Source organism: Ulvibacter antarcticus (genome assembly GCF_003688405.1).
GTDB lineage: Bacteria > Bacteroidota > Bacteroidia > Flavobacteriales > Flavobacteriaceae > Ulvibacter > Ulvibacter antarcticus.
The window spans coordinates 218745-240399 of the sequence record NZ_REFC01000011.1 but is presented as its reverse complement, the minus strand read 5'-3'; the positions used below and the strand labels follow the sequence as shown (position 1 = coordinate 240399).

Annotated in this window: 19 protein-coding genes; 9 read left to right on the top strand and 10 right to left on the bottom strand. The window is 36.9% G+C overall.

The window, feature by feature from the left end; all coding sequences use genetic code 11:
- Window positions 1-10: 10 nt before the first annotated feature.
- The 9 genes from BXY75_RS01290 to BXY75_RS01250 all read right to left on the bottom strand — a co-directional run bounded on the left by BXY75_RS01290 (window position 11) and on the right by BXY75_RS01250 (window position 7329).
- Window positions 11-391: a DUF2752 domain-containing protein gene (locus tag BXY75_RS01290; protein WP_121905891.1), complete on the bottom strand. Its 381-nt coding sequence runs from the start codon at window positions 389-391 to the stop codon at window positions 11-13.
- A 25-nt stretch (window positions 392-416) separates the two neighbouring features.
- Window positions 417-698, bottom strand: coding sequence for a CD225/dispanin family protein (locus tag BXY75_RS01285; protein ID WP_121905890.1), 282 nt, complete (start codon window positions 696-698; stop codon window positions 417-419).
- 50 nt (window positions 699-748) lie between these two features.
- Complete coding sequence (locus BXY75_RS01280; RefSeq protein ID WP_121905889.1) at window positions 749-1309, bottom strand: 5-formyltetrahydrofolate cyclo-ligase; 561 nt, start codon at window positions 1307-1309, stop codon at window positions 749-751.
- Window positions 1310-2302: a succinylglutamate desuccinylase/aspartoacylase family protein gene (locus tag BXY75_RS01275; protein WP_121905888.1), complete on the bottom strand. Its 993-nt coding sequence runs from the start codon at window positions 2300-2302 to the stop codon at window positions 1310-1312.
- Window positions 2303-2313: 11 nt separating this feature from the next.
- Window positions 2314-3189 (bottom strand): 30S ribosomal protein S6--L-glutamate ligase, encoded by an 876-nt coding sequence (gene rimK, locus BXY75_RS01270; RefSeq protein ID WP_121905887.1) that lies wholly within the window; start codon window positions 3187-3189, stop codon window positions 2314-2316.
- Window positions 3186-3611 (bottom strand): ATP-dependent zinc protease family protein, encoded by a 426-nt coding sequence (locus tag BXY75_RS01265; protein WP_121905886.1) that lies wholly within the window; start codon window positions 3609-3611, stop codon window positions 3186-3188. The genes rimK and BXY75_RS01265 overlap by 4 nt, the downstream gene beginning before the upstream one ends.
- Window positions 3612-3698: 87 nt before the next feature.
- Window positions 3699-4571, bottom strand: a complete 873-nt coding sequence (locus BXY75_RS01260; protein ID WP_121905885.1) for an ATP-grasp domain-containing protein — start codon at window positions 4569-4571, stop codon at window positions 3699-3701.
- A 56-nt stretch (window positions 4572-4627) separates the two neighbouring features.
- Window positions 4628-6850 (bottom strand): TonB-dependent receptor, encoded by a 2223-nt coding sequence (locus BXY75_RS01255; protein ID WP_121905884.1) that lies wholly within the window; start codon window positions 6848-6850, stop codon window positions 4628-4630.
- A gap of 62 nt (window positions 6851-6912) precedes the next feature.
- Window positions 6913-7329, bottom strand: coding sequence for a hypothetical protein (locus BXY75_RS01250; protein ID WP_147437211.1), 417 nt, complete (start codon window positions 7327-7329; stop codon window positions 6913-6915).
- 135 nt (window positions 7330-7464) lie between these two features.
- On the opposite strand from BXY75_RS01250, the gene uvrC reads away from it, so the two are divergent.
- The 9 genes from uvrC to BXY75_RS01205 all read left to right on the top strand — a co-directional run bounded on the left by uvrC (window position 7465) and on the right by BXY75_RS01205 (window position 20454).
- Entirely contained in the window at window positions 7465-9267 is a 1803-nt protein-coding gene (gene uvrC / locus BXY75_RS01245; protein WP_121905882.1) for an excinuclease ABC subunit UvrC, read from the top strand.
- A 49-nt stretch (window positions 9268-9316) separates the two neighbouring features.
- Window positions 9317-11551: a patatin-like phospholipase family protein gene (locus tag BXY75_RS01240; protein WP_121905881.1), complete on the top strand. Its 2235-nt coding sequence runs from the start codon at window positions 9317-9319 to the stop codon at window positions 11549-11551.
- 60 nt (window positions 11552-11611) lie between these two features.
- Window positions 11612-12769, top strand: coding sequence for a homogentisate 1,2-dioxygenase (locus tag BXY75_RS01235; protein ID WP_121905880.1), 1158 nt, complete (start codon window positions 11612-11614; stop codon window positions 12767-12769).
- Window positions 12770-12908: 139 nt separating this feature from the next.
- On the top strand, window positions 12909-14069 hold the full coding sequence (hppD, locus tag BXY75_RS01230) for a 4-hydroxyphenylpyruvate dioxygenase (protein WP_121906574.1): 1161 nt from the start codon (window positions 12909-12911) through the stop codon (window positions 14067-14069).
- A 103-nt stretch (window positions 14070-14172) separates the two neighbouring features.
- Entirely contained in the window at window positions 14173-14943 is a 771-nt protein-coding gene (locus BXY75_RS01225; protein WP_121906573.1) for a DUF3108 domain-containing protein, read from the top strand.
- A gap of 2 nt (window positions 14944-14945) precedes the next feature.
- Window positions 14946-15878, top strand: a complete 933-nt coding sequence (locus tag BXY75_RS01220) for a tryptophan 2,3-dioxygenase family protein (RefSeq protein WP_121905879.1) — start codon at window positions 14946-14948, stop codon at window positions 15876-15878.
- 25 nt (window positions 15879-15903) lie between these two features.
- Window positions 15904-17127, top strand: a complete 1224-nt coding sequence (locus BXY75_RS01215) for a M23 family metallopeptidase (RefSeq protein WP_245962901.1) — start codon at window positions 15904-15906, stop codon at window positions 17125-17127.
- Window positions 17128-17301: 174 nt separating this feature from the next.
- A complete protein-coding gene (locus BXY75_RS01210) occupies window positions 17302-19890 on the top strand; it encodes a TonB-dependent receptor (RefSeq protein WP_121905877.1) in 2589 nt (862 codons plus the stop codon).
- Between the two features lie 123 nt (window positions 19891-20013).
- Window positions 20014-20454 carry a hypothetical protein gene (locus BXY75_RS01205; RefSeq protein WP_121905876.1) on the top strand — a complete coding sequence of 147 codons (441 nt, stop codon included), beginning with the start codon at window positions 20014-20016 and terminating at the stop codon, window positions 20452-20454.
- Between the two features lie 73 nt (window positions 20455-20527).
- On the opposite strand, the gene BXY75_RS01200 is transcribed toward BXY75_RS01205, so the two are convergent.
- A complete protein-coding gene (locus BXY75_RS01200; protein WP_449441480.1) occupies window positions 20528-21589 on the bottom strand; it encodes an endonuclease/exonuclease/phosphatase family protein in 1062 nt (353 codons plus the stop codon).
- Window positions 21590-21655 lie beyond the last annotated feature (66 nt).

Below are 21655 nucleotides of genomic sequence, written 5' to 3'. Positions count from 1 at the left end.
CCTATTTATTTCAGCCACTGGGTGCTAAATATGAAAAGGGAGGAAACGGAATATTTCTGACAATCCAGTATAAAACGGCAACCCCAAAATATAAGTAAATAAAGGTGTTACTATAAAATAATTGTAATCGGTGGCTGGTATCGAATAAGAAGTTATAGGCCATTATTCCAAATCCACCGACAATTAAGGGTAGCGAAAGCACCATTAGCGGATTATAGCCAAAGGCACCAGAAATGTCGCCATGAAACAATTGATGTAACGCCCTTTGCGAACCACAACCTGGACAATGATAGCCCGTAATTAGTTTAAATGGACAAGGAAGAAAAAATGAGTGTTCTGCTGGATTAAAGAAGAAAAAGAGTAAAAAACCTCCCCCAAGGAAAAGTGCCATAAGGGAGATTTTTAGAATTTTTTTATTATCCTGCAAAAGCACCACCAACTCCCATAACAACGACTAAAATAATATATAAAACAACAAAAATTAGTCCAACGCCGGCTCCCCACATGGAGAATTTTTTAGCGTCGTCGGCAGCTTTCTGTGCTCCGGCGTGATCACCTTGAGCCCAAAGCTCTTTTACTTTGGTAGATTTAATAATTGCCACAATTCCTAAGGGAAGGCAGCATAAAACAGTACAAAGAATTGCCCAAACGAGATTGTTGTCTGGAGGAGTTCCAGCAGGATTATTGGTAGTTTCCATAGTTTGATTGGTTAAAGTATTAATTAGATATTAAATATACTACGAATTTTTTAAAACTGATATGTTTTTTTGGGTGTAACACAAAAATGCAAAGGTATATCATTCAATTCTGATGCAATCTCAGATTCGGGTTCAAAGAAGGATAGCCCAACAAAAACGGTAGTTTCTTTGCATTGCGAAAGAAATCGGTCATAGAATCCTTTCCCATATCCAATTCGATTTCCATCTTGATCGTAAGCTAAAAGCGGTACAAAAACAACCTCTATTTGAGTAGGAGATAATTCGATACCTGAAACTGGTTCGGGAATGCCATAATCAGAAATGTACAAAGCAGTATTTTCCTGAAGCAATATGTGGCTCATTTCCCCTGTTTTAAAATTTGCTTTGGGAATCACAATGCTCTTATCTTTCCCTTGCAATATGTGAAGTAAGTTTTCGGTATTCACTTCATTTTTACCTTCAATTGGCATGAAAATATGGTAGTAGGTATAGTTCCAAATGGGAAGTGATAAAGCCATATTGGCAATCATAATGCTTTTTTCTTCTATCTCTTCGGAAGTCATTGCCGCTCTTAAATCGCTATACTTTTTTCGCAAGAGAGATTTGTTCATTTAATGTAGTTCATCTTCCGAAGCATCAGCAACAGAATCATTAGTAGAAATATGAAAAATGGCATCCCCTTGATGTACAATGGGGGCATGATTTACATTGATAATATAACCTTCGTTTGGTGCTTTTACCTTAAATCGCATTTGACCAAACGGATCGGTAATAGTCGCTAAAAATTCATCTTTTTGAACATGCTTATTGCACTCTATTTTTACGTGTAAAAGGCCACTTCGCTGGGCGCGTATCCACTTACTTTTATCAATTATTATAGTCTTCGTTGGTGATGCATGTCGTGAAAAATTATCTCCCAACATTCCCAACTCATTTAAGATATTCATGGTGCCGTCTACCCCGTGTTTCACGATGTATTTATTACTATCGAGAGATTTGCCTCCTTCAAATAGCAATACCGGTATTCCCATTTTAGCACAAGTGCTTCGGAAAGACTTGTCGATATTATTCGACATAACAATAAATGGAGCTTTAAAGACTTTGGCGAGGTGCATTAAAGGCTCATCATTTGGATTTACCCGAATTTGTGGCGCATTGAACCTACTGGCGCCACCCGTATGAAAGTCGAGACAGTAATTGGCATGTGGTAATATTTCCTGAGTAAAATGATAGGCAACTCTACTAGCTAATGATCCGGTTTTAGTGCCAGGAAAAACTCTGTTAAGGTCACGTCCATCAGGGAAAACTCGATCGGCATTCAGAAAACCAAAAATATTTAAAATAGGAATACAGATAATAGTTCCCTTCTTAGGGCGGTTAATTTTTCTGGCAATTGTTTGACGAACTATTTCAACGCCATTAATTTCATCACCATGGATTCCCGCTGTCATTAATAAGGTTGGTCCAGGCTCCTTTGCTCTTTCAATGATAATTGGGATGTCGATCTTGGTGGAAGTGTACAATTTGGCAATACTCCAATTAATAACTCTGCTTTCGCCTAATGCGATTTTTTCACCTAGAATGATAAGATCATTGGAATTCATAAACAATAGGTTTAATCGACGTTACGTTCAATGTATTTGATGATTTCATTTGCAATATCCTTACCCGTCGCAGCTTCTATGCCTTCAAGTCCCGGAGAAGAATTCACTTCCAAAATTAGTGGTCCTCTGGCGGATTGAAGCATATCTACCCCTGCTATACCAAGACCCATTGCTCTAGCAGCTTTTAATGCAGCTATTTCTTCTTCATCCGTTAATTTTATAACAGACGCTGTTCCACCTCTATGAAGATTGCTTCTAAACTCTCCTTCTTTTCCTTGTCGTTTCATGGCACCAACGACTTGCCCGTCAATAATGAATGCTCTAATATCTGCTCCTCCCGCTTCTTTAATATATTCCTGAACAATCACTCTAGCTTGTAGATTATTAAAAGCTTCGATTACCGATTCGGCTGCTTTCTTGGTTTCTGCCAGAATAACTCCTATTCCTTGCGTTCCTTCCAGTAATTTTATGATCACAGGTGCTCCACCTGCTTGTTCTACAATCTCTTTTACGTTTCGTGAATAGTTGGTGAAAATCGTTTTTGGTAATCCTAAACCAGCCCTTGAAAGTACTTGTAAGCTTCGCAATTTATCTCTAGAACGAACCAAGGCTTGCGATTCGGTAGTAGTAAAAGTTCGCATCATCTCAAATTGTCTAACCACCGCAGTACCATAAAATGTAACTGAGGCCCCAATTCTTGGAATCACTGCATCAGCATGCTCCAGTTTTTTTCCTTTATAAAAAATAACCGGGTTCTTTTTTTCGATAACAATATCACATTTGGTGTGATTTATTATCTCAATATTGTGTTTGCGTTTTTTTGCAGCTTCAACCAGTCGTTGTGTAGAATACAATCCCGGGTTCGCTGATAGGATCTTTATGTTCATTTCTTGTTTTTTAACTTAAATGATAAATTGGTTTTATTGATGTCGACATTGTATTTTTGAGTTAGAAACTTCCTGCCTATTAGGACAGGATATCTCATATCATCCCTGTCACTTAAAGTTAAATGGATGGTATGGATTTTTCCAAATAAAAGGACTTCAGTTTCTATACGGTAACGGGCTTCTGCTTGCCCATTACTACTCTTTACTACCTTCACATCATATTTGTCGAAAATGATTTCCATTTCGTTATAATCGGGATGTTCTTCATCCAGGAAATTACATTTTAAATAATTGTCTTCAATTATTACATTTTTACAGTGAATTGAAGAAGTATAAGCACCTGTGTCTATTTTCACTTCAACGTCGATGAGTTTCAATAATGGAAAGTCTGCTTTGTCTATTCGACCAATGTTTCTTTTCAAGGGGTGTTTTTTTGAAATTGCAAGATAATAAAAAGCCTTTCTAATACTAATTCAAAATGTGGCTAATTGAATTTTATAAACCTACTGTTATCGCTTGTTTCGTTCAATATAACCAATTATACTTTTAGATATATTTATACCGGTGGTATTTTCTATTCCTTCAAGCCCAGGCGTTGAATTCACTTCCAACACCAACGGCCCTCTGTTAGATTGTAAAATATCCACCCCACAAACACCTAAGCGAAGTGCTTTCGCAGTTCGAATTGCGAGGCGTTCTTCTTCATTGCTTAGATTTATTTTTTCTGAAGTCCCTCCACGATGTAAATTGGACCTAAAATCACCCTCGCGGGAATATCGTTTCATTGCAGCTACAACAACGCCATCCACTACAATTGCCCTAATATCAGATCCCTTGGATTCTGCAATATATTCTTGAATAACAAAATCAATATTTGAAGCACTTAAAGTTTCAACGGTTGATAAAGCGGTCTGATAAGATTCGGCCAAGATAACACCAGTGCCATGCGTGCCTTCTAAAACCTTGATAATTACAGGGTTTTTTTCGAATTTTTTTAGAGCCGCTTCCATATGATATAAGTTTCCTAAAATAGTTCTGGGCATAGGAACTTGAATTATAGACAGGAGCTGAAAACAGGTCCATTTATTTCTTGAATTCAGTATTCCTTCCGAAGAAACTGCAGTAAAAATTCCCATGGCCTCAAATTGCCGCACCAAAGTTACCCCTTCTGCAGTATGCGAAGCTCCAATTCTCGGAATGATAGCATGAACATCATCCACTGGTTCTTCTCCATAATATAATAAGGGTTTTCCATTTTCTATCTCCATCGAAAAAAAGAACGGATCTAAAACTTCCACAGCATGGTTCCTAAATTCCCCGGCTTTTAATAAACTTTGAGTAGAATAGAGTGATTCTCCACGTGATAAGATGGCAATGTTCATCGATTGTAATTAGCAATGCTAATGTAATAAAAAAAGAACGTGCCCCTTCATATCAGTTAAAATTTAACGGTAACTTTAGCACGAGCAAATAAAGGTGTCCCTGGTGTAAAATGTATTTCCTCTACCGGATCGACTTCATCGAACAAGCGACTTGTGGTAGCGAACTGTGTTTCATTCCACTTCGTATCAAATAGATTTTCAATTACTAGTCCGAAGGCCCAATTTTTATAAGTATAATTTAGGTTGAAATCTGTTATAAAATAACCTTCGGCTATGATGCTATTATCTTCATTGGCCGCTCTATCCTTAATATACCTGTAGTTAAGACTTCCTGAAAAATCATGAAAATTTTCAATAGAAAATCCGCCGGAAGATGTGAGGTCCGGAGCCAAAGGGATATAGTCCATGCCTTTCGCTTCTTGAGTACTACGAGCGTAAGTATAGTTAAGGTCACCAAAGAAATAAAGCCAGTCTAATGCTTCATATCGAAATCCGAAATCAGCACCCAAGCGTCGCGTTTTCCCACTTGGTTCCACAATCGCCGCGTCTCCAACATAAACAAATTCCTGATCTAGGAACAACGCCCAAACACCGGTATTGACGACAAATTTTTCTGTTAGTTTATAAATTGTTCCCAGATCGAGTCCGTAGGCAGCTGGCAATACTTCTTTTCCTTCATTTGCTACAACCACTCGGGCATCGTTAGAATGAAATCCGATTCCTGATTTTAAATAATACTGCGATTTTCGATTTGGACTAAAGATAAAATTGAGCTTCGGACTCACAAATGTTTTTGTTTCACTTCTGTTATCGTAGGTTTCACTTAGAAAATTTTCATAATCGAATTTAAAATAATCCAATCTCACAGATGGATTTACTTTAAAATTGCCAAAATCAAATTCTGTATTCAAAAACCCGAAAGCATTAATTTGATCTACATTTCCATAAGCGAGCCGATCTATTATTTCTTGCCTATTCTTGGTGTGCGACAATTCAATTTCGTTTACATCGTCATAACGAAGTCCAATTCCTCCGGTGTATTCAAAATCAAAATTTGAGAGCTCCGTTTTCTCAGTAAGTGTAGTTTTAAAACCATATAGATTTCTATCTTCTCGTTGTGCAATCTGATCTCCATTTACAGGATCTTCGAGAAAGAAAGTGAAATTTGAAAACAACTCAAAATCGTAGTGAGAATAGTAGACTTCGGTTTGTAGTTTTTTAGCTTCTGAAAGTTTTTTGCTGTGAGTCACGAGTAAGTTTGTTCTACTTGTATTGCCGCCTTCAGTGTCGTCTATTGCGCCAAAACGACCTATCAACCCGGCATCTAAAGCCCGCTGCGGTATTTGCCCTGAAGCATCCCACTTACTCTGAAAGTGAGAAGCTGTAAAAGACAGTTTTTGATCCGAATCCATTTTGTAGGTGTATTTACCCATGACGTTGAAACGATTAAAATTTTGCGGAGAAACATATGGACCGTTAAATGTATTTAAGGATGTTGCGATATAAGCGTCACTTTTCTTGGTATTCAATAAATCAAATAGTCCAACCGTTCGGAAAGATCCGAAATCTCCATACTCGACAGAAACCGAACTTTGATCGAGCTTTTCTTTTGTTTTAAATGCGACATAGCCGGCAGTGGCAAAATCACCTCGTTCGGCATAATATGGTCCTTTCCCAAAATCAATTTTTTCGATTGTTTCCGGAATTAAAAAATGAAGATCGCTATATCCCTGTCCGTGAGCATGAGAAACCATATTTACAGGAAGCCCATCTACCGATAAACTAATGTCGGTTCCATGGTCAATATCAAATCCACGAAGGAAAATTTGTTCTGCTTTTCCACCTCCTGCATGCTGCCCTATAACTAGTCCCGGAACCTTGCGCAATATCTCTTGTGAAGATTTTACGGGATTTGTTTTCAAATCTATTTGTGTTATCTCGTTAAGTGAATTAATTTCTGGAGTAAGCATAATCTGGCTCAATGAAATAGGAGCTTCTTTCAAGACTATTTTTATCTTAGAATTCAGGTCATCTGGTTGAATAACATAAAGATAATTCTCATATCCCAAATGCGAAATGAACAGTTGGTCGTTAATATTTATTCCTTCCAGAACAAAGGTTCCCGAAGCGTTTGTATGTGAGTGAGTACCACTGGTTTTGTTAAATACTGCAACGTCTTCAATAATGGTGTTGTCGATGTTCACTACCGTTCCCTCCAATGTCTGCGATTGCATATAGGAGTAGCCGATTAGTAAACACCATAATAGTTTATATTTCATAATGGTGATTATAAATTGATAGATAGCCTAACCGTTGGCGAACAGTAGGCCTTAAAAAAATGTTATGAAATAGTTGCCTGTGGAGGCGGTGAAGTGTTTTTTAGAAAGGCGGTATAGCTGTCTAAGGCGAAATGAAAGATTTGTTTTTTGTTTTGCTTCGGAAGGATTTTTAGAGCAAAATCCTGCTGCATAAGATGTTTGTCGAAATGTTGAAGAGCTTGCAAATCATGAGACGAGGTAGCGTCCTTTTCCGAAGAAAATACTATAGAAAAGAAAGAAATTAATTTATGCTCATGATGGTTTGCGATCTCGTGATTGTGAGAATGTGAATGAGTACTATTTTGAATTTTTTCAAAGGCGTGAGAAACGTCATGAGCAAGGCCAAGGAAGGTGTTTTTTAAAGGCGCCATAATATACATAAATGCCAGAAGGATTATGAGAATCCTTTTAAAAGATGATATTTCGACATTATTCTGCATCTGGTTGGATGTGTATATAAAATATACGACGAACTTAGCTCTATGGTTTTTTATCGATATTGGTTTAACCCGGATTTAACAATAATTGACCGGAATAAAAAGATTGAAAAATAAAAATGCTAGTATCTTTGAGTTATGGAAGACAGTTCGGTTAAACTTCAAATTTCTACACTTCCGTCCTCGCCAGGGGTTTATCAATATTACGATAAGGATGATAAATTACTTTATGTAGGAAAGGCGATCAATCTTAAAAAAAGAGTGGCTTCCTATTTTAATAAAGAGCACGATAATGCGCGTACTCGATTATTAGTAAAAAAAATTAGAACAATCCGGCATATAGTCGTCGACACGGAAACCGATGCACTATTACTGGAAAATAACCTAATTAAGAAATACCAACCTCGATATAATGTTTTACTAAAGGATGATAAAACCTATCCTTGGATTTGCATCAAAAATGAGCGATTTTCCCGAGTCTTCCCAACCAGAAAAATGATACGTGACGGCTCCGAGTATTTCGGTCCTTATACCAGTATGCGAACCGTACATATTCTATTAGACCTTATTAAAGGCTTATACCCCTTACGAACATGTAATTATGACCTTTCCGAAGAAAAAATAAGGACAGGAAAATATAAGGTTTGCCTCGAGTATCATTTAGGAAATTGTTTGGGGCCATGTGAGGGACATCAATCTGAAAAATCTTACAATGAGTCAATAGAGGCAATTCGAAATATATTGAAAGGGAATTTTAAAGAATCTTTGGTGGATTTTAAAAAGCAAATGACCCAATATGCCTCGAATATGGAGTTTGAAGAAGCACAACGGGTGAAAGAAAAAATTGTGATCCTGGAGAATTATCAGGCGAAATCGACTATTATAAATCCGAAAATCAACAATGTGGATGTATTTTCGGTAGTAACCGACGAGAGTTTTGGTTATATTAATTATTTACAGATTTCTTATGGTTCTATCATTCGATCTCATACCATGGAAATTAAGAAAAAATTGGATGAAAGCGACAAGGAATTGTTGCAGTTGGCCGTGATTGAACTGCGTCAACGATTTCAATCTATCTGCAAGGAAATTTATGTGCCTTTTTCTATAACCGTGGAAGAGGGAGTTAAGGTGTATATTCCCAAAGCGGGAGATAAAAAACATATTCTCGATCTCTCTATTAGAAACGCCAAATATTTTAGGATGGAACGCTTTAAACAAGCGAAGATCGTAGATCCCGACCGTCATGAAAAGAGAATCATGGCTCAAATGAAGAAAGATCTCCGACTTACCGAAGAACCGCGACATATTGAATGTTTCGATAACAGTAATATACAGGGTACAAATGCAGTTGCGGCTTGCGTAGTCTTTAAAAACGGAAAACCAAGTAAGAAGGATTATCGTAAGTTCAACATTAAGACGGTAGTTGGACCGGATGATTTCGCCTCTATGGAAGAGGTAGTCTATAGACGCTATAAAAGATTAAAGGAAGAAGAGCAACCTTTGCCGCAATTGATCATCATTGATGGGGGAAAGGGACAGCTTTCATCTTCCTTAAAGAGTCTGGATAAATTAGGTTTAAGAGGAAAGATAGCTATTATAGGTATCGCAAAACGACTGGAAGAACTATTTTATCCCGATGATCCCATTCCATTGTATTTGGATAAGAAATCTGAAACTTTAAAAATTATTCAACAATTAAGAAACGAAGCACATCGTTTTGGTATAAGCTTTCATCGACTGAAACGAAGCAAGGAGGCATTAAACACTGAATTGGAATCGATCCCGGGTATTGGAGAAAAAACCGTGGTAGAATTGTTGAGTCATTTTAAAAGTAGTAAAAGAATAGCCGCAGCCGAATTTGATGAGATTGCCAAAGTGGTAGGAAGTAGTCGTGCAAAAAAAATTGTCACTTATTTTAATAGCACTAAAACCGAGTAAAGTGCTGTATTATCAACGAAAAATCGCTAATTTGTAAGGAAAAGAAAAATTGAAGAAATACCTGTTTTTGCTATTGTTTTGCAGCAGTCTTGTTGCATTTTCACAAACTAAAGATACCACAGACCTAAAGGTGGGATTAGTGTTAAGTGGAGGTGGAGCTAAGGGATTGGCTCATATTGGTGCATTAAAGGCAATTGAAGATGCAGGAGTGAGGATCGATTATATTGGTGGAACCAGTATGGGAGCAATTATTGGTGCCTTATATGCGTCGGGTTACTCAGCAAAGCAATTAGATTCTATTTTTAATATAGTGGATTTCAATACTTTGATACAGGATAATATTCCGCGTAGCGCAAAGACTTTTTATGAGAAAGAAGAGTCCGAAAAATATGCGCTTACATTACCTTTCGATAAATTTCAAGTCTCTTTTCCATCTGGTTTATCCAAAGGGCAAAATGTGTATAATCTTCTTTCAAAACTCACTGGACATGTGAATACGGTACAGGACTTTGGTAAGTTGCCTATTCCTTTTTTCTGTGTGGCCACTGATGTTGAACGAGGTAAACAGGTAATTTTAGACAAGGGATATTTGCCAAGAGCCGTATCTGCAAGTGGTGCTCTACCAACACTCTTTAGTCCGGTGGTTATTGATGATAGGGTGCTTATTGATGGAGGCGTAGTAAATAATTACCCTATAGATGAAACGAAGGCAAAAGGCATGGATATTATTATTGGTGTGGATGTTCAGGATTCATTAAAGAGCAGGTCAAAATTAAAATCGGCTTTCGATGTCTTAGTTCAGATAAACAATTACCGAACAATCAGGGATATGGAAGTAAAACGGAGTAAAACCGACATTTATATTCAGCCGAAGATTGACGATTTTACAGTAGTCTCTTTCAGTGAAGGACATAAGATTATAACATCAGGAGAAGTTGCTGCCGAACTTCAAAAAAGTAAATTAGAGGCTATTGCTGCGCAACAAAAAAAGATTGATCGCCCAACCATTGATCTAATTCAGGAAACTTCTGCCTATATAACGGAAGTGCAAATTGAAGGTCTTGAAAAGTATACTCGTTCATATGTGTTAGGTAAACTAAAGTTAAAAGTACCCTCTGTTGTTTCCTTTGACGCTTTTAACGAAGGGGTAAATAATTTATCTGCTACCGGAAATTTTCAGGATATTAATTATAGATCTATTCGCAATGAAGAAGGAGAATATACCGTGATTTTTAGTTTGAGAGAAAATCCTTCGAATATGCTCCTACGTCTTGGAGTTCATTACGATGATTTATATCGAACAGCAGGTCTTATAAACATAACCCGTAAAAGAACCTTAACAAACAATGACATCGCTTCTTTGGATTTCATTATTGGAGATAATTTGCGATATAATTTCAATTATTATATTGATAAAGGTTTTTACTGGAGCATTGGATTCAATTCAGCGTACAATTCCTTCGATAAAAATGTACAAGTAGGTTTTGTGTCACCCGAACTGCCTTCCGAAGATAACCCTCAGATAAATAAATTAAACCTTCAATATCAGGATTTCACCAATCAATTGTATGTAGAAACACTTTTTAGACGAAGTTTCTTATTGGGAGGTGGCTTAGAGCATAAATATCTTAGGTATTTGTCTGAAACTATTGGGATAGACGAAGATAATAACCCGAGAACTGTTTTTGAAAGCACTAATTATTACAGTACCTATGGCTTTTTAAAATACGATACATACGACAACAGCTTTTTTCCTAAAGATGGGTTATATTTTAACGGGGATTTTCATCTCTATTTGTTTGCTTCGGGAAGAAACAACGATTTTAAACAATTTTCCATTGCCAAAGCGAAACTGGGATATGCTAGGTCTTTCCTAACCAATTTTTCGGCGCTATTAACCACCGAAGGAGGATTTAAGCTTGGAGGAGATGAAACCCGCTCATTTGACTTTTTTGCTGGAGGCTATGGTTTTAAGGAGATTAACAATATTATTCCACTTTATGGTTATGAATCCCTAAGTTTAAGAGGAAACACTTATCTTAAAACGAGTATTACATTTGATTACGAATTCCTCAAAAACAATCACTTTAATTTAGCAGCCAATATTTCTAATATTGGAGACGATTTATTTAGTGATGGAAAATGGATCGATCGTATCAATTATACTGGCTTTGCTGCCGGTTATGGAATGGAAACATTTTTTGGTCCCATAGAGGTGAAATATTCTTTTTCTCCCGAAAGAGAAGCCGGTGAGTGGCATGTAACCGCTGGCTTCAGGTTTTAAGAGAATCTTATCAAAGAACATCCGAAAATTTCCGATATTTGTGTTATAAATACGTAACGCATGCCTTTTTATCACAGCTTAGGAAAAATACCGCCTAAAAGACATACACAATTTCGAAAACCAGACGGAAGTCTTTATTCCGAACAACTTTTCGGGACTATTGGCTTTGATGGGATGTATAGTAATTTATACCACGAACAGCGCCCTACTCAAGTAAAGGAAATAAAAAAGCAGTATAGTGTTGCCCCAAAGATTGCTAAAGCAAATAATATGCAATCCTATCGTTTTAGAGGATTTCAGGTGCCGCCCGAGAATGACTACTTAGATAGCCGAAAAGTAATTCTCACAAACAGTGATTGCAACATCATTTTAGCAGCTCCAAAAGAGTCGCAGATAGATTATTTCTATAAAAATACCGATGCCGACGAATTGATTTTTATTCATAAAGGAACCGGAAAACTAAGAACCCATATGGGGAATCTCGATTTCAAATACGGGGATTACCTCTTAGTACCAAGAGGAATTATTTATAAAATGGATTTTGACACCGAGGACAATCGATTGTTTATTGTAGAATCTTATCGACCTATTTACACGCCAAAACGCTATCGTAATTGGTTCGGACAGCTACTCGAGCATTCTCCTTTTTGTGAACGAGATCTTCGAAAGCCAACAGAATTAGAAACCTATAATGAAAATGGGGATTTTCTTATAAAAGTAAAAAAGCAAGGTGAAATAATTGAAATGGTCTACGCCAGTCATCCTTTTGATGTGGTGGGTTACGACGGTTATAATTATCCTTATGCCTTTTCAATACATGATTTTGAACCTATTACAGGTCGAATTCATCAACCGCCGCCGGTTCACCAAACCTTCGAGACGGACGCCTTCGTGGTGTGTAGTTTTGTGCCCAGATTGTACGATTACCACCCTTTGAGCATTCCCGCGCCTTACAATCACAGTAATATCGATAGTGATGAGGTGTTGTATTATGTCGATGGGGACTTTATGAGTCGTAATGATGTAGATGCAGGACACATTTCATTACATCCGGCTGGAATCCCTCATGGGCCCCACCCGGGAGCCACAGAGCGATCTATTGGAAAGACAAAAACAGATGAATTGGCCGTTATGGTCGACACATTTAAACCTTTAAAGGTTACAGAAGAAGCATTAAAAATAGCAGACGATACCTATTACCAATCTTGGTTGGAATAATTTTTATAAGGAGCTATTTCCTGCTGTACGCTATATCCACGTAGTAGTCATGAATTGAGATACGCTCTACTTCTTGGCACTACGTGGGATGCCGCTGCCATCAGGGCTAAAAATAATTAAGAAATTAAATAATTATGTTATGAGTAAGGATGTAAAATCAGTCGATTACGGTTTGGAAAAAATATTTGAAGGAGCAAAAGACTTCTTACCACTTTTGGGAACCGATTATGTAGAATTCTATGTCGGAAACGCAAAACAATCGGCACATTTTTATAAAACAGCATTCGGATTTCAATCGTATGCCTATAAAGGTTTGGAGACGGGATCCAGAGAATCTGTAAGTTATGTGTTGAAACAAGATAAAATAAGACTTGTACTTACCACTCCTCTAAATAGTTCTTCTCCAATAAATGATCATATAGTAAAACATGGAGATGGCGTAAAGGTTATTGCACTATGGGTAGATGATGCCAGAAGTGCCTATGAAGAAACTACAAAACGCGGTGCGAAATCGTATATGGAACCTGTGGTGGAAAAAGATGAACACGGAGAAGTAATTCGCGCAGGGGTCTATACTTACGGTGAGACAGTGCATATGTTTGTAGAGCGTAAAAATTACAAAGGAACTTTCTTACCAGGATTCCGAAAATGGGAATCAGATTATAATCCTGAAGCTACCGGTCTAAAATATATTGACCATATGGTTGGAAATGTAGGTTGGGGACAGATGAATACCTGGGTAAAATGGTACGAAGACGTTATGGGTTTTGTTAACTTCTTATCTTTCGATGACAAGCAAATTCACACCGAATATTCTGCCCTTATGAGTAAGGTAATGAGTAATGGAAATGGCCGTATTAAATTTCCAATCAACGAACCTGCAAAAGGAATTAAAAAATCGCAGATTGAAGAGTACCTGGATTTTTATGAAGACTCCGGAGTACAGCATCTCGCTTTGGCAACCGATGATATTATTAAAACTATCTCACAGCTAAAAGCTAGAGGAGTAGAATTTTTACCACCTCCACCACAAGATTATTACGACGATATTCCAAGAAGGTTAGGAGTACACATGGAGGTAATGAAAGAAGACATTAAAGAACTTCAAAAACTTTCCATTCTAGTAGATGCAGACGAAGAGGGTTATTTATTACAGATATTCACCAAGCCACTTGAAGATAGACCTACACTTTTCTTTGAGATCATTCAACGTATGGGAGCCAAAGGATTTGGAGCAGGAAATTTTAAAGCGTTGTTCGAGTCGATCGAAAGGGAACAAGCTGCTAGAGGAACCTTATAACAATTTGTAACAAATGTAAAACTCCATCGTTTATAAGATGGAGTTTTTACTTTTTTGGAACGGAAGTTGTAATTCCTTAAGTAGATTTAGAAAACCCCAAACAATGAAAAAATTAATAATAATAATCCTACTTCTTAATATGACGGTACTATCGGCACAGAATCGCGCATTCGGTGATGGTGAAAAGTTCAAGTTTAGAGTACATTATGGGCTGGTAACGGCTGGATACGCAACATTAGAAGTGAAAAATGCATCATTAAAAGGTGAAGAAGTCTTTCACATTAAGGGCTTTGGTGAGACCACAGGAATATCAAAATTTTTCTTCAAAGTAGAAGATAATTACCAATCGTATGTTGATAAAAAGACAGATGTGCCGTATCGTTTTATTCGAAAAATCGATGAGGGAGGATATACCAAAGATATTCAGATCGATTTCGACTACAATCGAAATGTTGCAGTAGTAAATAATAAGAAACACAACACTGTTGAAGATATTAGCTTACCAATGGACCCTCAAGATATGGTTTCAGCCTTTTACTATTTGCGAAATCATATCGACATCAAGACCATAAAAGAGGGAGATGTAGTCGATATGAATATGTTTTTTGATCGGGGTACACATAAATTCAGACTAAAATTTTTGGGTAGAGAAACCTTAAAAACTAACTTTGGCAAAGTTCCCTGTTTAATTTTTAGACCTTACGTGGAAGCAGGTAGGGTTTTTAAAGAGAAAGAAAGCCTTACTGTATGGGTTACAGACGACGAGAATAAAATGCCGTTACTCATTCAAGCCGACTTGGCCGTAGGTTCGCTAAAGGCAACATTGACAGAATACAGAGGATTAAAACATCAATTTAAGATTATCCCGGATTAGCCATGAAAATAACTGACGAAACCAAAAAACTACTGGAACAACTTGAAAAGAAGTTCAGTGCAATCGATCAGGATTTGGATACACATTTAGAAGGTTTACTGCACAGTGAGCCTATCACCTATTGGGATTACATTCAGACCGACGCTTTATTAAATCTTCAGGTTCAACGCACCAATCTACCAGATGAAATGGTGTTCATCATGTACCATCAAATCAATGAACTTCTGTTTAAGATGATTTTATGGGAAATTTCTCAGGTCGCACACAAGAAAGAAATAACAGTTGCGTTTTTTTCAGAAAAACTAATGCGTATAAGTAGATATTTCGATATGCTTGCTTCCTCATTTACTATTATGGGAGATGGAATGGAGGTAGAGCAGTATATGAAATTTCGAACTACTTTAACTCCGGCAAGTGGATTTCAAAGCGCCCAATATCGTAAAATTGAATTTGCATCAACAGACCTTATTAATCTAATCGATGCGAGATTTCGAGAAAATATCGATCGAAATACACCTTATGAGCACGCCTTAGAGCATTTATATTGGCAGGCAGCAGGGAAAAATTACGAGACCGGAAAGAAGTCATTTTTATTAAAATCTTTCGAAGAACAATATAAAAATGAGTTTATTGCCTTTACACAAGAGTATAATACCATAAATTTGTACGCCAAGTTTAAGGAACTTCCTAAAGAGGTGCAGGAGGATCCTAAGTTGCTAAATGCCATGCGACATTACGACTATACTGTAAATGTTACCTGGGTAATGGCACATTATCATGCCGCAAATAAGTATTTGAATATTGGTGGTGAAGCCGTGGAAGCTACAGGCGGAAGTGAGTGGACAAAATACATGCACCCAAAATATCAACGCAGAATATTCTTTCCTGATGTTTGGACGAAAGAGGAACTCAGAGATTGGGGAAAGAATGTATAGTGCCCTAATAAATTAAATGACCAAATTGAAGAAATTAGCTTTTTTACTCCCCATTTTTTGCCTGCTTTTTGCGTGTACTAAAGAAATTAAAGATGAAGAACTTTCTGTAATAGAAGAGATTCCAATTGTTGTTGAAGAATACGGATACAATATTGGGGATTTCAATATTGTTAGAGATACTATTCGTTCAGGTGACACTTTCGGAGATATTTTAGATGTCTACGGAGTTTCAAATCAGAAAATTCTTGAGGTTGCTAGTAAATTTAGAGATAGTTTCGATGTTCGAAGAATTCGAGTTGGACGTCCATATGTATTGCTCAATTCGAAAGATTCATTAAATACAACGCAGGTATTTATCTATGAGAAGAACAAGGTGGATTATGCTGTCGTGGATCTTAGGGACAGTCTTAATTGTTATACAAGAAGTAAGCCGGTAAGTTATGTAGAAAAAATTGCATCTGGTATTATTACCAGTTCCCTTTCCCAAACAATGGAAGAGCAGAATTTAAGTCCGATAATGACAGACCAATTAGCTCAAATTTACGCTTGGACAGTGAATTTTTTCCATCTACAACCAGGAGATCGTTTTAAAGTCGTGTATACTGAAAAATTTATTAATGACACTATACCTGCAGGCTTAGAATCTATTAAAGCATCGTATTTTGAACATAGAGGCAAATCTCTTTATGCATTTAATTACAAGATTGATACTTTAAATGCCGTCCCGGATTTTTTCGATGAAAAGGCAGACAACTTAAGGAGAGCATTTCTGAAAGCTCCTGTAAAATTTAGTAGAGTATCTTCCAAATACAATTTATCGAGAAGGATAAAGTATTATGGGTATAAGCTACGCCCTCATAAAGGTACTGACTTCGCAGCTCCAATGGGAACACCTATCCTCGCGACCGCCGATGGAGTTGTTTCCAAATCGGAACGAAGAGGAGGAAATGGAAACTACGTTAAAATAAGACATAATGGAACTTATGATACTCAGTATCTCCATATGAAAAAAAGAAATGTCAAAGTAGGGGATTATGTGCGTCAGGGAGAGGTGATTGGATGGATAGGAATGACCGGAAACTCGGGAGGTCCTCATGTATGCTATCGATTCTGGAAAAACGGAAAGCAAGTAGATCCATTTAAAGAAGACCTTCCACTATCAAAACCACTACCTGAAGAATTTCATTCAGACTATTTTGCATTTATACTTCCACTTCAGGAGGAATTAGACTGCATTAGCTTCGATTAATGATAAGCATTTGTTAATGAATCTGTTAACAAATAGAATAGTTCAAATCCATTTCGTTAAAAATTCCTAGTAAATTTATAAAACAATTTTGTTAGCATTTTTTTAACATACCAGTGATGTTTTTGGGATGCAAGCATTTATCTTTGCAAAAATTTTTAACAAACATTCACAACTATGAACAAACTACTACTCTTATTATTATTTCTAGGCAGTTTTGCTGCTTTTTCACAAGGAAACGTAACGGGGAACGTTATGGATTCTGAACTTGGCGGACCCTTGAATGGAGCCAACGTCATGTTATCGGGCACTTCGAACGGTACAATTACCGATTTTGATGGTAATTTTACTTTAAATGTAGATTCTAATTCTGGATCTGTAACCATTTCTTATGTTGGTTATACACAAACTAAAGTGCCATTTACCCTTAAAAACGGGACAGCCAATATTGGTACCATAAGACTTTCTCCAGATGCTAATTCTTTAGACGAGATTATTATTGTTGGAACAGGTGTAATTGACCTTGCTGAAGGTAGAAGAACACCAGTAGCAGTTTCTACGATTACAGCAACTGAAATTCAAGAAAGAGTAGTTGGTAATGTTGAGATTACTGAAGCATTAAAAAATACTCCTTCTGTACACGTTTCCGGACAATCTGGTTTTGGAGATTCTCAATTTTACTTAAGAGGTTTTGACCAAACAAACATCGCTGTTTTATTAAATGGTCAACCTATAAATGGAATGGAAGATGGTAGAGTATACTGGTCTAACTGGGCCGGTATTGCAGATATTGCAAGTGCAATACAAGTACAGAGAGGTTTAGGAGCGTCTAAATTAGCTATTTCATCTGTTGGTGGTACTACCAATATTGTTATGAAAGCTGCAGACAGAAAAGAAGGTGGTTTTGTACGTTTTTTAGGAGCTAATGATAGCTACGCTAAAGGAACTATGGCTTACAATACTGGTAGAAACGAAAAAGGATGGGCATTTTCTGCTCTTGTCGATTACTGGCAAGCACATAGAAAATGGTCAAAAGGAACTTACGGACAAGGACAAAATTATTTCTTTGCTGTTGGATATGAGCCAAACGAAACGCATTCATTTAATGTTTTGTTAACTGGCGCACCGCAATTACACGGACAAAAATGGTCTCAATCTAAAGAAAATATTGAAGCTGATCCTAAGTTTAACCAACATTGGGGATATACCGATGATGGTATCGAGTCTGAAAGACAAAACTATTACCATAAGCCAGTTGCAAACCTTAACTGGGACTGGACAATGAGTGAAAAATCTGAGCTTTCTACTGTGTTGTATGCATCTTGGGGCCGCGGTGGTGGAACTGGAGATAGAGGAAATGGTAGAAAAAGAACAGAAGATCCTGATGGAGACGGTCCTTTAGGAGGTCAAATTGATTATGCAGCTATCGCCGCGAATAATGCACTTGTTGGTGTTGGAGGAGATTATGGAGGAGACAACGGAGCAGGTTATATAAGAAGATCTTCTGTAAACAATCACCAATGGTATGGAGTTGTATCTAACTTTAACCACGATTTTACGGAAAACTTGTCTTTTAATGTTGGTATAGATGGTAGAATGTATACTGGAGATCACTTTAGACAGGTTACAGATCTTTACGGTTTAACAGGGTGGTCTAATGACAGACCTGACGATGCAATAGTTACGGCAACTTTCGACGCTACTCCATGGGCATCGCTTACTAGTTTTGCTGATGAAGGTGAGCGTATTGCTTATGATTATTCTGAAGATATCAATTATATTGGTGGTTTTGGACAATTAGAGTACGCTTTGGATAATTTCTCTGTATTTTTCCAAGGATCTCTTTCTAGCCAATCGTACCAAAGAGAAGATAGATTTGAAAACTTAACTTCAGAAAAAGTAAGCAGAAGTGGATATAATCTTAAAGGAGGTGTTTCTTATACAATTGAAGAAGCAAGTACTATATTCTTAAATGGGGGATACTACTCTAGACAACCTTATTTAGATAACATATTCGCTTTTAATGGGTCTAATGCTGATTTAATAAGCCCGGAAGTTGATAATGAAATTATTCGTTCTTTTGAAGCTGGATACCACTATAGAGTGAATCGTTTTTCAGCTAATTTTAACGCATATGTTACCGATTGGGCTAACAGAACAATCACTAATATAAATTCAAATGACAATGGTACTCCCGGTGATGATACAGACGATTTTGATCAGTCTATATTGCAAAGAGGGATTCGTCAATTCCACTCTGGAGCTGAATTTGATTTAGGATGGAGAGCTACAGATTGGTTAACACTTAACACTTATATTTCTGGTGGTAGCTGGGCTTATAAAGGAGAGTCTAATGTAGATATTTACAATGTAGATACTTCTGAATTGCTTTCTTCAGAAGAAGGTGTAAACAGAGATGGAGTGAAAGTTTCTTCAGCGCCACAGTTTACTACAGGATTTAGAGCTAAAGCGAGAATTATGGATGGATTAAGTGTAGACGGTAACATTAACTATCGTGCAGGTCACTATGAGTTTACGGACCCTTTAACTCCAGCATCTAGCTACGTACCAACTAAATTACACCCTTATTCAATTTCTGATTTTGGTTTATCTTATGAGTTTAACCTTGGTGGAAGTAATGATTTATCTTTCAGAGGAAATGTATTTAATGCATTTGATTACATAGGTCTTCAAAATACGGATGCTTTTGGTTACTATTCGGAAAATGGTAGAACTTACAACGCAAGTTTAAAGTATATCTTCTAAGGTATAAATAACATAGCTTTTTTAAAACCGCCCGTTTTTAACAGGCGGTTTTTTTATGCAATTATCCCTACCTTTGTCAATACCAACGCAAGCTTCTATAAAGCTTTAGAAAAATAAAATTATATGTATACAACCCTTCAGTTTTTACACTCATATTGGGCATATTTAGTGCTCTTGATTGTCACTCTAGCAACGCTCAATGCTTTGATCGGATTTTTCAGTAAAAAAGAATATGGACCAAAGGATTTTAGAATTTCTTTATTTGCTCTAATCGTTACCCACCTTCAGTTGCTACTGGGTCTAATCTTATTTTTTGTTTCACCATTAGGGCTTCAGTCAATAACAAATAACGGAATGGGAGCTGTGATGAAGGATTCAGTGATGCGATTAAACGCCATAGAACATCCATTGGTTATGATTCTAATGGTAGTTTTTATCACAATAGGCTATTCAAAACACAAAAAGAAATTGGTGTCAACTCCAAAGTTTAAAATGTTGGCGATATTTTACACGATTGCATTACTGCTAATGTTAAGTAGAATTCCGTGGAATCAATGGTTTTAGTGGTTTTCTTCGGAAATTAAAAAAGGCGCTCACAATTTATGAGCGCCTTTTTTATTGTGAAATACTTCAGAAATTAGTTTGAAGGGATTTCTTTTATAAGATACAAATACACCGGAAAATGATCGCTATATCCTCCAGTAAAGGAACCATTTCCGAAGCTTCTATAAGGATACCCTTTATACTGCCCCTGAGCATTTGCTAAATATGTCTTATTGTATATTCCGGCTTTATAAAAGCGATACGATGAATAATCCTTTTTCATCAATTCGGAAGAAACTATGGTTTGATCAAATAAATTCCATCCGTCTCTCCATGCCAAGGTACCAAGTCCTTTTTTGTACATCTCTTCCATCGGATTGTAAAGTTCTTTTATTTGAAGATCCTCTCTTTCAGATTTAGTTTTCAAAATATCCTTTACACTTGGACTGGTAGGGTCATCGTTGAGGTCACCCATCGTAATAATTTTAGCATAAGGATCATCGCTAAAAAGTGAGTCGATCAATTTTTTATTAAGTTTGGCCGCCTTTATTCTCTTGGGGCGACTTCTCGCTTCACCACCACTTCTCGAAGGCCAATGATTCACAATAATGTGGATCTTTTCTCCGTCCAGCATTCCACTTACCAAAAGTTGATCTCTGGTATAAATGCGCTTGGAAACATCATTATCGTCATATATAAGCAGTTCGTGTGCTTTGTAGGCAGTTGGCGTAAAGAGTTTTTTCTGATATAACAAACCAACATCTATTCCCCTCCTGTCGGGAGAATCAAATTGTATAATTCCGTAGTCTTTTTGAAGTAATGCCTCTTGATTTACAAGATCTTCGAGAACTCTTCTATTTTCAATCTCACAAACACCAACGATAGCAGGAGATGTGCCTGTAACATCACTACCAATTTCAGCGATCACCTTCGCCATATTCTTTAACTTGGCGTTATATATTTCAGAGGTCCAATGATCTTTCCCATCCGGAGTTCTGTCATCATCAAATGTGATAGGGTCATTCTCGTAATCGAAGAGGTTTTCGACATTATAAAATGCAATGGTATTTACTTTGTAATTCTTCTTTTCCTGGGCCGAAACTAGACATATTGAAAAGGCAAAAAGGGATAACAAACAATGTTTTAATTTCATTATATAGATGATATTATGATTATGTAAACTTCATTACAATTGTTGCGCCAAAAGTAGGTATTTCATTTA